Here is a 14,124-nt window from a genome sequence, read left to right as displayed (position 1 = left end):
TTAATCGTATATATGGAAAAAATAAGTTTGCAAGATATCATCTTTGTTATCAATCCTCATTCGGGTACCAAGTCAGGCAAAATTCTTGAGCAATTTAAAGAGCTTGCTCCCGAAATAGATTACTTTATAAGCAATACTCTTAAAGAGTTTGATGCGTTTGTAAATACGAATGCCGAGAAATACAGAGTTCTAATTATTTGTGGAGGCGATGGTACTATCAATACGACACTTAAATATCTTATTAAATATCCTAAACTTAAATTAGCCGTTTTGCCCAATGGTTCAGGCAATGGTTTTGCTCGTGAGTTGGGTTTTAATGGCAACATACAAGAATTATTGGATTCTATTTTAAGAGATGGAACTGAGATGGTTGATGTTTTAAAAGTGAACGATGAACTAAGCTGTAATATGCTTGGTTTGGGTTTCGATAGTTATGTGGCAAATGAGTTTGACAAGATGCCTGCGAGAGGACTAAAAACTTATGTTGTATGCACAATTCAGGCTCTTTTTAAATACAAACCGATACAAGCGAAAGTAACTGTTGATGGCTCTGTTATTGAAGGGAAATATCATATGATTAACATCGCAAATACAAGACAATTTGGGAACAATGCTTTAATTGCTCCTCAGGCTATTTACAATGATGGTTTGTTTGATTTGGTTTTGATCAAAAAGATTCCTTTTTATGTCGTGCCAAGCTTTGTAGTTCGTTTGTTTTTAGGAAAGTTGAAGAATTCTAAATATGTACAGTTTGTAAAAGCAAACAGTTTGGTAATTGATTCAAATTCTGAAACATACCATGTGGATGGAGAGCCCAAAGCCTTAACAGAAACTTTGAATGTCGAAATTTTGAAGCAAATTGAAGTTGTGAAAACGAAATTGTAATGACAGTATAAAATAGAGATTCATGTTAGATTGGTTGCTTAATTTAGACAAAGAATTGTTGTTGCTATTAAATGGTCAGCAAAATTATTTTTGGGATTATTTAATGAGATTGATCTCTGAAAAAGAGATGTGGTATGTATTTTATATCGTTCTTATGACTTGTGTAATCAATACATTTGGATGGAAAAAGGGTGGTTTAATTATTCTAAGTTTAATTTTAGTTATTGCTATTAGTGATCAGATTGCTTCAGGAATTTTCAAACCATTATTTAAACGTTTTAGACCTTCCAGAGATCCGGATTTTAGTCATTTGGTTAATTTAGTAAAAGGATATACAGGGGGTAAGTATGGATTTGTTTCATCGCATGCAGCGAATTCATTTGGATTAGCAGTTCTTGCATCATTAATTTTAAAGGACCGGATAACAGGTGCCTTTTTGATATTTTGGGCAGTATTAGTTTCTTATTCCCGCATTTATTTGGGTGTACATTACCCAAGTGATATAATTGGGGGAGCCATCGTTGGAATTTCAATGGCTTATTTAAGCTACTTTTTGTTACGGAAATATTTTAAGTCAAGTTTACTTAAAAAACCTGTGGAACAAACTCATCCTATAGCGAGATTGTATCAAATTTCCTTGTTGGGAACTTTGCAAATAATAATAATGGCTTTCTCTGTATATTTCTGTTTTAATCGTTAATTATTAAATTAAAAAGATATGTCCTTTATGAAATAAGGGAAGCATTGATTAGAAGTGAAAAAAAATTATAAATATATTATCACAATGAATCTAAAACCAATTATTTATGCTGCTGTTCGAGTAGTATTGTATGCCATTCCTGTTGCAGCCTCCGCATTAATAATAAAAAGTGATGCTGGAATTGTTATTGATGGCCTTAAGTTTGGAGAAAGTTCGCAAACCGAATGGATGCAAGAATTATTTTTGTTGCTAACCAGTTTAATATTTATTTTGGCGGGTTTTCGGTCGAAGTCACATAAGGCAATTTCCTATTTGTTTGGAGGAGGTGCTTTTGTCGCTTTAATCAGGGAATTGGACGTTTATTTCGATCAAATTTATCATGGAGCTTGGTTTCCTTTTGCTATGCTTGTAATGGTTGTTGCTTTGTTTATGGTATATCGTCAGAAGAAACAAATTTGGGGAAATCTCGAAGAATTTTTTACGACACCTGCATTCGGAACTTTTATTGCTGGTTTCTTAAGTGTATTTGTTTTTTCTCGTTTGTTTGGAACAAAGAAAGTGTGGTTAGCTTTATTTGATGTTGATACACTGGAACCAGTGCAACGTTGGGTGAAAAATGCAGCAGAAGAAGGAAGTGAATTATTCGGTTATGCTTTGCTGTTTATTGCAGCCGTTGAGTTTTTCGTTTACGTTTCGCGAAAATTTAAAAAGTAATTTATTACGATATACGAAAAAAAGAGCAACCTATTGGTTGCTCTTTTTTATGCATATTATCTCGTTCTGAAATGGATTGACTTTAAAACGACTTAGTTCAGAACGACTTGTATCGTTTTTATGTCTTAATCAATCACACCCGAGCCAATTAGTTCTCCTTCATCGTACCAGGCAGCAAATTGCCCCGAAACTACAGCTCTTTGTTCTTCATCAAACAGAATGTAAATACCTTCTTCTTTGAAATAAATTGTTCCCTTTTGCAAAGGCTGTCGGTATCTTATTCTGATATCGTATCTTCTTTCGCATTCTTCAGTAGGCCTTAAATCTTCGCGTATCCAATGCACTTCTTTTTTAGGAATGAACAGAGCTTTTCGTGCCAATAATGGATGCCCGTGTCCCATACCAACGTAAACAATGTTTTTCACCACATCGGTTCCAATAACGAACAAAGGTTCTTTTTTGCCTCCTACGTTTAGGCCTTTTCTCTGACCCACAGTAAAGAAATGAGCTCCAATGTGTTCTCCAACAACAGTTCCGTGTTCTGGTTTAAAATGATAAGGTTGTGAAATATCTGCTAAAGCTTCTGATTTTGGGATGATCTCATCTGCCTTATCGGCCATAATTTCAATAATCTGTCCCTTCATCGCTTTTAGCTTTTGCTGAAGGAAGACTGGAAGATCGACTTTACCAACAAAGCAGATTCCTTGAGAGTCTTTTTTCTCGGCAGATGCCATTTTTTCGCGACGGGCAATTTCCCGAACCTCAGGTTTTACAATGTGCCCGATAGGAAACATTGCTTTAGACAATTGTTCCTGCGATAATTGACAAAGGAAATAACTCTGATCTTTATTCTTATCCTCTCCAGCAATTAAACGGTAAATTTCTTTGCCATCTTTTATAATAGTTTCCTTTTGGCAGTAATGACCGGTAGCTACAAAATCAGCTCCCAGTTCAACTGCTTTTTTCAGGAATACATCAAATTTAATTTCACGATTACAAAGCACATCCGGATTCGGTGTACGTCCTTTTTCGTATTCCGAAAACATGTAATCAATTACTTTTGCACGGTATTCCACACTTAAATCCACAAAATGAAATGGGATTCCCAATTTCTTAGCCACCATTTGAGCAAACAGCACATCTTCCTCAAAGGGGCATTCTTCGGATTTTAATCCAACAGTATCGTTCCAGTTCTGCATGAAAAGTGCTTCCACCTCATATCCCTGCTCAATAAGTATGTGAGCAGCAACACTGGAATCCACTCCACCCGATAATCCGATTACAACTTTTTTCTTCATCACTAATAAATCCTCGTTTTTCACGATGCAAAAGTATTCAATTTTTGGCTTAGTGCCAATTGTGCCTGACGAATTGCTTCGAACTTAACATCTAAATATCGTTATGTATTTTTTTTGGATGAAAAAATGATTTAACTTAGATCGAACATAAGTAAGGATCGTGTTTTTATGGTCTGTTACTCTATTAACCTAAAATTTAAAAAAGATGAAAAAAGTTACACTTGCACTGCTGTTTATCTGCATGGCTATATTTGTTTCCGCACAGGAAAAACAAGATACCTCGTATTGGAAAAAGGGAGGTATGGCATCACTAACGTTTTCTCAAACATCACTTACTAATTGGTCTGGTGGTGGAGATAATGCAATTTCGACCAATGCCATGTTGAATTTATTTTCGAATTATAACAAAGGAAAGAACAGTTGGGAGAATACTTTAAATCTTGAGTACGGTATGATTAAGCAAGGCGATCAAGGTGTTCGGAAAAGCATTGATAAAATTGATTTTGTGACTAAATACGGACATAAGAGTGGTGGTAATTGGTACTATAGTGCCTTATTCGATTTTAAAACACAGTTTGCCAAAGGATATAATTATTCCAATGATGGTGGTGTTGATCAGAAAGTATCTAATCTTCTTGCGCCGGCTTACATGACCTTGTCTTTGGGTATGGACTACAAGCCAAGTGATGTATTTTCAGCTTATTTATCTCCCTTAACTTCTAAAATGACTATTGTTAATGATGATGATTTATCTGATGCAGGGGCTTTTGGGGTTGATCCTGGAGATAAATTTAGAGCCGAGTTTGGTGCGTTTACCAAAATGACATTGAAAAAGGATTTGTTCGAAAATGTAAATCTGAAGAGTAGCTTGGATTTATTCACAAATTACTCTGATAGTTTTGGGAACATTGATGTATTGTGGGAGGTAATGGTGAATATGAAAGTGAATGATTTCCTAACAGCTACAGTTAGTACATCTTTGGTTTACGATGATGATGTCGATTATATAACTGCTGATAATATAAATGAAGGTCCAAAAATTCAGTTCAAAGAAATTATTGGAATCGGATTGGCTTACAAATTCTAAGACAAACTATTAGTAGGAAATATACTTCTTTAATGAATAAAAAGCGGAAGAATCAAACAAATGATTCTTCCGCTTTTCTTATCTCCGAACTATTGATATGCCAGTTTTTTCTTCTACAAATTGAAAGTAATTGTAAAGTTTGTAATTAATTTCGAGACCATATTCTTCAAATTGATCATAGTCGATATAATTATCAATATTAGGATTTCCTTGCATGTACAATTGATTCCATTCCAATACGTAAATTTGATTCCAGTTTTTGTAATAGGCATTTGAATGTGCAGTTGCAATATTGTTTCTGCTTGCAAACCACGATTCAAATCCAGTATCAAGAATTAATAACTCATATTCGACACTATCCGTTACCGCGATTTTATTTTCTTCATCCTGAATCGGAACAGGAGTTTTAAAAGCAGAATACGTAGAACATCCATAAACAACGGAGAGTATGAATAGTATATATACGATCTTTTTCATAATCCTGTTTATTAAAAGGTCAAACAGATAGAATAATAATGTTGAATTAGATTTCTACAGTCTGTTTTAATTGTAACGTGTATGGTAATGAAAAGGTTACGTTGTCTGCTCTGGTTTTGTATATGAAAAAGGACAGGTGTTGAAACCTGTCTTTGAATATTTAAACAGAAGAATTATTTACAGTTATGATAATTGATAATGTTCTTACATCTAGTTATTATTTAGAATAGTAAGTAGGTTTGAGCTTAAATGATTATTTTATTTGGATATTGTTTCTTACAGCAGAATTATTATTGCTATTTTCGGATTAAATATAGATTTGAATATGTCCGAACTTTCCATATATCGAGCTTCTGCGGGGTCAGGAAAGACCTATACGCTAACCAAAGAGTATTTAAATTTGGTTTTCGAAGATCCGTTAAATTATAAAAGTATTCTTGCTGTTACCTTTACGAATAAAGCTACAGATGAGATGAAGTCCCGAATTGTAAAAGAAATTTATCTTTTATCACAATCGGATGATTCGCCTTATGCCAAAGAGTTATGCGAAAAGCACAATCTGAATTCAAAAGAATTAATTCTTCGAGCAAAAGAGATTTTAAATAGATTGCTTCATGATTACTCACGGTTTTCAGTTACTACTATTGATAGTTTCTTTCAGAAAGTGGTTCGATCTTTCACTCGTGAAATTGGATTGCAGATGGGGTATAATATTGAATTGGATCAGCGCCGGGTATTGAATGAGGTTGCCGATTTACTGTTTAATGATGTAGATAAGGATCCGCAGTTAAGGTCATGGCTCACCGATTTTGCCGAATCAAAAATCCGAGAAGGTAAAAACTGGAATTTTAAACAGGAAATTTTAGAAGTTGGAAATGAAGTTTTCAAAGAAGATTTTAAAAATTTTTCAGATAAATTAATTGATAAGCTGGCAGATAAAAAGTTCTTGAGTTCCTATCGTAAAACCTTAAAAGAGATAAAAGACGAATTTGAGACTTTTTTCAATAAGGTTGGAGAGGAGACTAGAGGAATATTGGCTCAGCACGGATTGGATGTTACGGAGTTTGCTTATGGGAAATCAGGCGTTGCAGGTTATTTATCGGGTTTAGGAAACGGAGGAAAAATGGATCCTGGTATCAGAGCCCGATCGGCAGTCGATACTCCTGAAAAATGGACAACAGGTAAAGCAAGTACTTCGACCAAGCAAGCGGTTGGAGAGGCTTGTAGTGCGGGTTTAAATGATTTATTGAAGAAGGCCGTAAATCATTACGATGAGCAGTCGATGTTATACAAGTCAACGGATAAAACACTTAGTTACATTTATACATTAGGGATACTTACAGATTTATCAAAAAAGGTTCAGCAGTATTCCGAGAGCGAAAATATCTTTCTTCTTTCAGATGCGAGTCGATTACTTCGAAGTATCATTGGTGATAACGACACACCTTTTATATATGAGAAAATTGGGAATGTGTATAAGCATTTCATGATTGATGAATTTCAGGATACTTCGTCGATGCAGTGGGAGAGTTTCAGACCATTGGTGACAAATTCATTGGCTGAGGATAAGCATTCTCTGGTTGTAGGAGATGTAAAACAATCCATTTATCGATGGCGGAATGGTGACTGGAAAATATTATCGGAACAATTAGATGAGGATTTTAAGGGTTTTGGTGTTAATGGAATGACATTAAATTACAATTGGCGCAGTTCAAAAAACGTGATCAATTTTAACAATGCGCTCTTCGCGCTTGGAGCTCAGGCATTGCAGAATGATTACAATGCTTCCATTCCACCTGAAATTTCGGAAGGATTAAAAGAGGAGCAAGAGAAAATTATAGGTGCTTATCAAGATGTGTATCAGCATTTTCCTGGTAATAAAGAAAAATCTCCCGGATATGTAAAAGCCAATTTTATTGAGAAAGAGACTGATTCAGATTGGATTGAAAAAGTTTTAGAGGATTTACCTTTACGGATTGAGCAATTTCAGGAAATGGGTTATCAGGCCCGGGATATTTCCATTTTAGTGCGAAATGGAAAAGAAGGTGGTCTGATTGCTGATGCGTTAATGGCCTATCGCGCAAGCGAAAATGTGAAAGAAGGAATTAATTACGATGTAATCTCGAACGATTCTCTTTACCTAAAGAATTCTTCTGTTATTAGTTTTTTAGCTCATTTATTGAGCTATTTTGTATATCCAGATGATAAAATTAATCTTGGATTCTTAAAGCAAGAATATCAAGTTTACATTAAAAATCAACAGACCGAAGATAAGGATCAATTGTACGCCATTTCTAAAGATGAAAATACATTTGAATCCGATTTCCCTGATGAATTCACTTCGAATATACCTGAATTGAAAAGACAGGCATTGTATGATTTGGTAGAGAAATTGATTTATATTTTTAAACTGAATGAACGTCCTCAGGATTTTCCTTTTTTAGAAGCTTTTCAGGATTTAGTTTTAGGATTTACCAAAACGGATGCTCCGGATTTAAATTCATTCGTGAATTACTGGGAAGAGCGAAAAAATAAGGAGGTGATTTCAGTCTCGGATCAGCAGGACGCGATTCGAATCATGACCATTCACAAGTCGAAAGGTTTGGAGTTTAAAGTGGTGATTTTACCATTTTGTAATTGGGATTTGGACAATACACGACACACAAACATATTATGGTGTCAGCCGAAAGTAGAAGGTTTTAATGTTTTAGATGTACTTCCCGTTCGTTACAGTAGTTCATTAAAGGAAACCATATATTATCAGGAATATTTTACTGAAAAATTACATTCGTATATTGATAATTTGAACCTTTTATATGTTGCATTAACAAGAGCAGAGGAGGCTTTTATAAGCTATTCTCCACTTCCTGCAAAGCGGGATTTGAAAAATATCTCTGATCTGCTTTTACACGCGTTTGAAAATTCGGATAATTATTCTTCGGATTTTAATGGGAACAAAATAGTGTCCTTAACTCAGAATTGGAATAAAGAAGGTCATTATTTCGAATTGGGTGAATTAAAAGCCACTGCTTCCAAAGTGCTTCCAAAGCCGAAAGAGAAGCGGAGCGATTATCCTGCTTCTTTGCTTGACGATCGTTTAAAGCTGCGGTCGCATTCTGCAGATTATTTCGATTTCTCGGAAGCTGTATCAGTAGAGACATTTTCTCCGGTAAGCAGAGGAAATATTTTACATCAATTATTTCAATTAATAGAATACAAAGAAGATATTGCCAAGGCGGTAAGTCAGTTGCAATTCGAAGGGAAATTAGATCAAATTCAGGCTGAAGAGGTTTCACTGTTTGCAAAGGAGTTATTGAGTGAGCCTACGGTAGCAGAATGGTTTTCAAAAGGCTGGACGGTTGTGAATGAAAGAGATATTCTTTTGGGGAAAGGTGAGGTGCTGCGACCAGATAGAGTAATTCACAAAGGAAAAGAGGCAATTGTTATCGATTTTAAGTTTGGTAAGAAAAAAGAGAAAAGTCACAAAACGCAAGTTTTGGCGTATAAAAAATTAATCGAACAATTAGGTTTCGAAAAAGTAAGAGCCTTTGTTCTTTATGGGAAATTAGCTGAAATAGAGGAAGTCTAAAATTTATTGCATCCAAAATGAATTCCTATTACCTTTCAGAATCAAAAAAAATAATTAAATGAAAAATATTGCATTACTGGTAAGTGTCTTACTACTACTTAACTCTTGTGATTTACTGACAGGTAATTCTAAAGAAAAGGTGGAGGGTAAGGAGATTCAAAAAAAAGTGGTCACTGCTCCTAAAGTGAAAAATGGAACTAAAAAGTATCACTTTAATACTGGGGAATTGAAATCCATCGTTCAGTATAAGAATAACAAAAAAATGGGTACTAGTGAGACCTTCTATAAAACGGGTGAAAAACAATATGACATTCCTTATTTGGATGGAATGAAGCATGGTGTTGTGAAGTGGTATTATAAGGATGGAAAAGTATATCGGGAAACCAATTATGTGAAAGGTAAAAAAGATGGGTATCAGAAGAAATTTTGGGAAAACGGTAAGATTAAATCCGAACTTCTTTATAAAAATGATTTATTGGCGCTTGGTTTAAAGGAGATTGCTAAATCAGGAAAAGAAAAATCAGTCCCCTCTATTAAAGTGGAGAAGATAAACTTGATGAAAACAAAGGAAGAGTATGTTCTTAAATTTCGATTAAGTAATGGGCATAAAAAAGTTGAATTTTATCAAGGGAATTTGATTGAAGGAAAATATTTTCCGGAAAATGGCCGCGGATTTAAAGAATTAGAAACCAAGGCGGGTGTTGGCGAGTTAAGAATTCCAGTTCCGAAAGGATTTAATATTAATAAAGATATTCATGTGGTGGCAATGGAAACGACAGCCTATCAAAACAAACGGATTTTGGGTATTGTTGTACCTGTTTCTATGAGGAATCCAAACTAAAAATTAATTTCTTTATCGATATAAAGCTCCTTTGGGAGCTTTTTTTGTTTGGATAAAAACTGATTTTATTCATGATGTAAACGTTCGTAATTTCTTATATTTAAGGTAGATGTATCAATCACTAACTTTAAATGTCTAAACTTATGAGCAAGAGAACTATTGTTACAATGCCCGGTGATGGAATAGGCCGGGTTGTTCTTGATGAAACTATTAGAATATTAAATTCTGCCGGATTTGATGCAGAATATGTGGAAGGTGATATTGGCTGGGAGTTTTGGTGTAAAGAGGGGAATCCTCTTCCTAAACGTACCATTGAATTGCTTCAAAAGCATAAAATCGGATTGTTTGGTGCAATTACATCCAAGCCAAAAGATGATGCAGCAAATGAATTGTCTCCTACTTTGCAAAATAAAGGATTGGTCTATTCAAGTCCAATTGTTGGTTTGCGTCAACATTTCAACCTCGATATTTGCATTCGTCCCTGCAAAACGTACAAAGGGAATCCGTTAAATTTTATCCGCCGGGGAAAAGGTGGAGTTATTGAAGAACCAATAGTTGATGTGGTGATTTTTAGGCAGAATACGGAAGGGTTGTATGGTGGCGTAGAGTGGTCTAATCCGGATAATACGGTTTATGCAGCACTAACCTCTCATCCTAAGTTTGTGAAGAATTTTGGCACGGTTCCAAGAGAAGATTTATCCATTTCGACAAGGATATTTACAAAAAGTGCAACTACAAGAATTTTAATGGCGGCTTTCGAATACGCCAAAAAAAATGGATATAAATCAGTTACAGTATGTGAAAAGCCAAATGTTATTCGCGAGACTTCGGGAATGATGTTTAAGTTGGCACAGGAGATTCAGAAAAAAAAATTTCCTGAAATTGAACTGTGGAATACAAACATTGATGCTCAAATGATGTGGCTAACCAAAAATCCAGAAAACTATGGTGTAATCGTTGCAGGTAATATGTTTGGCGATATCGTGTCTGATGGATTTGCCGGACTTATTGGAGGATTGGGTTTTGCGTGCAGTGCACAAATGTCTGAAGACGGAATTGCAGTATTTGAGCCAACTCATGGTTCTGCTCCAAAATATGCCGGTTATGCAACTTCAATTGTAAATCCAATAGCTATGGTTGAGTCTGCTTGTATGATGTTGGATTATCTGAAGGAAAAGGAAATGTCAGCAAAAATTCGAAAAGCAGTTGCTCAAGTGATTCAAGAGGAAAAGGTACAAACCTATGATATGATGCGAATGACAGGCAGTGCAGATGTCCTTAATCAGGGGGCAGCATCTACTCAGCAAATGGCTGATGAAATTATCGGAAAATTGAAAACTAAATATTCTAACAATCCTGATTATGAATATGAGAAAAATAGTTAAGGAATTGTGGACAGAACTGGATTGGATACAGAATGATGAATTAAGAGAGAAAACAACACAGGTTTGGGAACTTGCTTTGGAGAGAAGCGTATTGTCTGCCGAAGATCTTCAACGAATTCCGTTTACATTATTGTGTGGTCCCGATCTAAAAGTGAGTTTTATGGATCACAAGCAATGCGTAGTGCACATCGCTAAAGAGAGTGGTGAGAAAATGAATTCTTTTTTTAAGGATCAACTACCTGTGGATATGGATGTGGTGATTTCCGGAGCCATACTTTGCGATGTTGGGAAGTTATTGGAATATGTTTTGGATGAGGATGGGAATGCCGTTCAGGGAACTTACGGAAAATACATTCGGCATCCATTTTCAGGTGTTTCGTTGGCCGAAGAGTGCGGTATTCCGCCCGAAGTTTGCCACATTATTGCAACGCATGCAGGCGAGGGGAATATGGTGAAGAGAACTACCGAAGCCTACATTGTGCATCATGCAGACTTTATGACTTTTCTTCCTTTTAAAGAAAGATTAAAAGTATAATTATCAATGATATTAAAATTGCAGGAATTAAGTTCGGCAAGCTAATTTGCCGGACTTATTTTTTTAGTAAGGCTCCAACGCTACTTACAAAATCGGGGATTTGATCTTTTGAAGCCCACTTTAATTCATGTTGAAACAGATCAGTCATTATTTTGCTAACATTAAACCCAAAAGCAACCAAATTGTAGCGCATTTTATCCGGAATATGACATTCCTTTCCTAACACAAGTCCGCAGGTTGTGCACAATTCACAACTATTTGCTGCAATCATTTTACCATTTTCAGGTTCAATTTGGCGCAGATAAGATTGTAGTTCTTCTTTAATGAAATTGTAAGCAAGCAAGGCTTTGTCTTCAACTTCTTTTAATTGATTTGGAGATGTGTAAAATAAGTAAAGAGAAATTTTCGAATAATCTTTGGCATAATTTTCAAAGCTTGGACAGTTTGGTGGGCAGGTCCATTTTTGAGAATGATTTGGACAACCATTTTTGCAGTAAGCGTTAAATTCTGTTGGGTTTAAGTAAGATGAAATTTCAATTGTGTTAATTTCAAGCTGCTTGTAATGAATGGTTATTTGGGTGTTGTTAAGTTGTTTTGTAAAGGAGCCTGTTTGGTAAGTATTCATGTTCTAAATGTTTAAGGACTCGTAAATTTAGTCAGTTTGATCGCTTTTCGGACATTCGTGTTGTAGGTTTAAGGACATAAATTCTAATTGTTTGCAAATTTCGAAATGCAAAGGATTGAAAAAGGAGTTTTCTCCTTATACTATTTTCGTATCTTCGTAGTTTGAACACAATCCAAAACCCTATCTATGCTCTCATTTGATGCGATAATCGTATTAATCGTATTGGTTTTTATTCTGATATCATTCTATAAAGAATGGGTTGGCCCAGCGTTTACATTCTTAATTGGTGTTGTCGTATTGGGCATTTTTGGAATTTTAACTCCTTCTGAAATACTCGCCGGATTTGCTAATGATCAGGTCTTTGTCATCTTAATGCTTTTACTTATAGGTGATATTATTAGAGATTTGGGGATTGTAGAAACTCTTTTTGATAGAGTGTTCCAGAAAGCCACTACCTACCGGCAATTTATGGCTCGTATGATATTTTTGGTTGCTGGTTTTTCTGCTTTTTTAAATAATACGCCTCTTGTTGCCGTTATGATGCCATATGTGCATAATTGGAGCAAGCGGAACAATATTTCTCCATCAAAATTATTAATTCCACTATCATACGCAGCCATTTTAGGTGGATGTATAACTCTAATTGGTACATCAACAAACTTGATTGTAAACGGTATGGTAATCGATCAGAAGATTATACCTGCATTGGATTCACTTGATATGTTTAGTTTCGCATATGTTGGTATTCCAATGATGTTTATTGGATCCATTTACCTTATGATTGTAAGTAAAAAGTGGTTGCCGGAAAAGGAGGATGTATTGGGTGAGTTTTCTGAAAATTCTCGAAAGTATATCGTTGAAGCGCACGTTAAATCCAATTCGGGTTTAATTGGAAAATCAATTGAAGAGGCTGATTTAAGAAATTTGAAAGGTCTTTACCTTTTTCAGATTAACCGGGGCGATGTTCGAATTGCTGCAGTTTCACATGAATACAGACTGGAAGAAGGCGATCGTTTATTATTTGCAGGCGATACCGAAACTATTGCTGATTTGGTGCTTCCTAATTCAGGACTAACACTTCCAGCAGTTGGTATGTTAACGCATAAAAAGCACATCGAGGTTGTTGAAATTGTAATATCTCATAACTCAACCTTGATATCCAAAACAGTTAAGGATGCAAACTTTAGAGGTCATTTTGATGCTGCAGTTATTGCAATTCATCGAAATGGAGGCAAAGTAAGAGGGAAAATTGGAGAAGTAAAACTTCGTGCGGGTGATGTGTTGCTGTTATTAGGAGGAGATGATTTTGTTGATCGTTCATATCTGGTTCAGGATTTTTATTTTATATCGAAAGTCAAAGAATTTAGGAAGCAGGAAGCTTATAAAATATGGTTGCTGCTTGGAGGAACAGTATTGGCTGTTGTTTTGTCAGCCTTTAAAATTGTGCCTTTATTCATGACTTTAATTGTGATGATTATTGTTATTTTGGCTTTGAAAATTTCTAATCCTAAGGATATTGCATCAAGGATTGATTTTAATTTGGCTTTAATCATCTCTCTTGCTTTGGCATTTGGTACTGCCATGATAAAATCAGGATTAGCAGATATAATTGCTGACCTTTTAATCTCAGTATTTATTCCAATGGGAAGAGTTGGAGTCTTGTTTGGAATTTATTTGATTACATCAGTACTTGCAGCTTATATTACCAATAAGGCAGCAGTAGCCATTGTGTTTCCTATTTCACTTACAATAGCTTTAAATCTTCATTTAAATCCGGAACCTTTTGTTTTGGTCGTAGCATTTGCGGCAGCTGCAAATTTCATGACTCCAATTGGTTACCAAACTAACTTAATGGTATACGGACCAGGAGGTTATACTTTTAAGGATTTTTTCAAAATAGGATTTCCCCTTACCATTATCTACATGTTTGTTACCGTATTAATATTGTCATATATGTATTTTTATTAATTGATAATTCCACAATCCGA

12 protein-coding genes are annotated in these 14,124 nt (G+C 35.2%); 9 read left to right on the top strand and 3 right to left on the bottom strand.

Annotated elements, in window-relative coordinates:
* Positions 1-12 precede the first annotated feature (12 nt).
* The 3 genes from ALGA_RS02740 (at position 13) to ALGA_RS02730 (ending at position 2,299) form a co-directional block, all read left to right on the top strand.
* Positions 13-885 (top strand): diacylglycerol/lipid kinase family protein, encoded by an 873-nt coding sequence (locus ALGA_RS02740; protein WP_162845375.1) that lies wholly within the window; start codon positions 13-15, stop codon positions 883-885.
* A 22-nt stretch (positions 886-907) separates the two neighbouring features.
* Positions 908-1,585: a phosphatase PAP2 family protein gene (locus ALGA_RS02735; protein ID WP_096427845.1), complete on the top strand. Its 678-nt coding sequence runs from the start codon at positions 908-910 to the stop codon at positions 1,583-1,585.
* Between the two features lie 84 nt (positions 1,586-1,669).
* Positions 1,670-2,299 (top strand): transporter, encoded by a 630-nt coding sequence (locus ALGA_RS02730; protein WP_096427844.1) that lies wholly within the window; start codon positions 1,670-1,672, stop codon positions 2,297-2,299.
* Positions 2,300-2,424: 125 nt separating this feature from the next.
* Here the strand turns inward: ALGA_RS02730 and mnmA are convergent, their stop codons facing one another.
* Positions 2,425-3,621 carry a tRNA 2-thiouridine(34) synthase MnmA gene (mnmA, locus tag ALGA_RS02725; protein ID WP_231706035.1) on the bottom strand — a complete coding sequence of 399 codons (1,197 nt, stop codon included), beginning with the start codon at positions 3,619-3,621 and terminating at the stop codon, positions 2,425-2,427.
* A gap of 181 nt (positions 3,622-3,802) precedes the next feature.
* Here mnmA and ALGA_RS02720 point away from each other — a divergent pair, with 181 nt between their 5' ends.
* Positions 3,803-4,684, top strand: a complete 882-nt coding sequence (locus ALGA_RS02720) for a DUF3078 domain-containing protein (RefSeq protein WP_096427842.1) — start codon at positions 3,803-3,805, stop codon at positions 4,682-4,684.
* A gap of 78 nt (positions 4,685-4,762) precedes the next feature.
* On the opposite strand, the gene ALGA_RS02715 is transcribed toward ALGA_RS02720, so the two are convergent.
* Entirely contained in the window at positions 4,763-5,161 is a 399-nt protein-coding gene (locus ALGA_RS02715; RefSeq protein ID WP_096427841.1) for a DUF6146 family protein, read from the bottom strand.
* A gap of 262 nt (positions 5,162-5,423) precedes the next feature.
* Between ALGA_RS02715 and ALGA_RS02710 the strand changes: the two genes are divergently transcribed.
* The 4 genes from ALGA_RS02710 (at position 5,424) to ALGA_RS02695 (ending at position 11,511) form a co-directional block, all read left to right on the top strand.
* Positions 5,424-8,750: a UvrD-helicase domain-containing protein gene (locus tag ALGA_RS02710; RefSeq protein WP_096427840.1), complete on the top strand. Its 3,327-nt coding sequence runs from the start codon at positions 5,424-5,426 to the stop codon at positions 8,748-8,750.
* A gap of 58 nt (positions 8,751-8,808) precedes the next feature.
* Entirely contained in the window at positions 8,809-9,591 is a 783-nt protein-coding gene (locus tag ALGA_RS02705; protein ID WP_096427839.1) for a toxin-antitoxin system YwqK family antitoxin, read from the top strand.
* 143 nt (positions 9,592-9,734) lie between these two features.
* Positions 9,735-10,976 carry an isocitrate/isopropylmalate dehydrogenase family protein gene (locus ALGA_RS02700; RefSeq protein WP_096427838.1) on the top strand — a complete coding sequence of 414 codons (1,242 nt, stop codon included), beginning with the start codon at positions 9,735-9,737 and terminating at the stop codon, positions 10,974-10,976.
* Positions 10,954-11,511 (top strand): HDIG domain-containing metalloprotein, encoded by a 558-nt coding sequence (locus tag ALGA_RS02695; protein WP_197705683.1) that lies wholly within the window; start codon positions 10,954-10,956, stop codon positions 11,509-11,511. Before ALGA_RS02700 ends, ALGA_RS02695 begins: the two co-directional genes overlap by 23 nt.
* Positions 11,512-11,566: 55 nt before the next feature.
* On the opposite strand, the gene ALGA_RS02690 is transcribed toward ALGA_RS02695, so the two are convergent.
* Complete coding sequence (locus tag ALGA_RS02690) at positions 11,567-12,136, bottom strand: DUF2284 domain-containing protein (RefSeq protein WP_096427837.1); 570 nt, start codon at positions 12,134-12,136, stop codon at positions 11,567-11,569.
* 186 nt (positions 12,137-12,322) lie between these two features.
* Between ALGA_RS02690 and ALGA_RS02685 the strand changes: the two genes are divergently transcribed.
* Positions 12,323-14,104: an SLC13 family permease gene (locus ALGA_RS02685; protein ID WP_096427836.1), complete on the top strand. Its 1,782-nt coding sequence runs from the start codon at positions 12,323-12,325 to the stop codon at positions 14,102-14,104.
* Positions 14,105-14,124: the final 20 nt, after the last annotated feature.

It is taken from the genome of Labilibaculum antarcticum (assembly GCF_002356295.1).
Lineage (GTDB): Bacteria > Bacteroidota > Bacteroidia > Bacteroidales > Marinifilaceae > Labilibaculum > Labilibaculum antarcticum.
Note: the sequence above shows the minus strand (reverse complement) of the source record. Positions and strands in the feature narration are given on the sequence as shown.

Coding starts and splice junctions, on each gene's coding strand:
- ALGA_RS02740 (WP_162845375.1), top strand. CDS start 13: ATGGAAAAAATAAGTTTGCAAGATATCATCTTTGTTATCAATCCTCAT.
- ALGA_RS02735 (WP_096427845.1), top strand. CDS start 908: ATGTTAGATTGGTTGCTTAATTTAGACAAAGAATTGTTGTTGCTATTA.
- ALGA_RS02730 (WP_096427844.1), top strand. CDS start 1,670: ATGAATCTAAAACCAATTATTTATGCTGCTGTTCGAGTAGTATTGTAT.
- ALGA_RS02720 (WP_096427842.1), top strand. CDS start 3,803: ATGAAAAAAGTTACACTTGCACTGCTGTTTATCTGCATGGCTATATTT.
- ALGA_RS02715 (WP_096427841.1), bottom strand. CDS start 5,161: ATGAAAAAGATCGTATATATACTATTCATACTCTCCGTTGTTTATGGA.
- ALGA_RS02705 (WP_096427839.1), top strand. CDS start 8,809: ATGAAAAATATTGCATTACTGGTAAGTGTCTTACTACTACTTAACTCT.
- ALGA_RS02700 (WP_096427838.1), top strand. CDS start 9,735: ATGAGCAAGAGAACTATTGTTACAATGCCCGGTGATGGAATAGGCCGG.
- ALGA_RS02695 (WP_197705683.1), top strand. CDS start 10,954: ATGAATATGAGAAAAATAGTTAAGGAATTGTGGACAGAACTGGATTGG.
- ALGA_RS02690 (WP_096427837.1), bottom strand. CDS start 12,136: ATGAATACTTACCAAACAGGCTCCTTTACAAAACAACTTAACAACACC.
- ALGA_RS02685 (WP_096427836.1), top strand. CDS start 12,323: ATGCTCTCATTTGATGCGATAATCGTATTAATCGTATTGGTTTTTATT.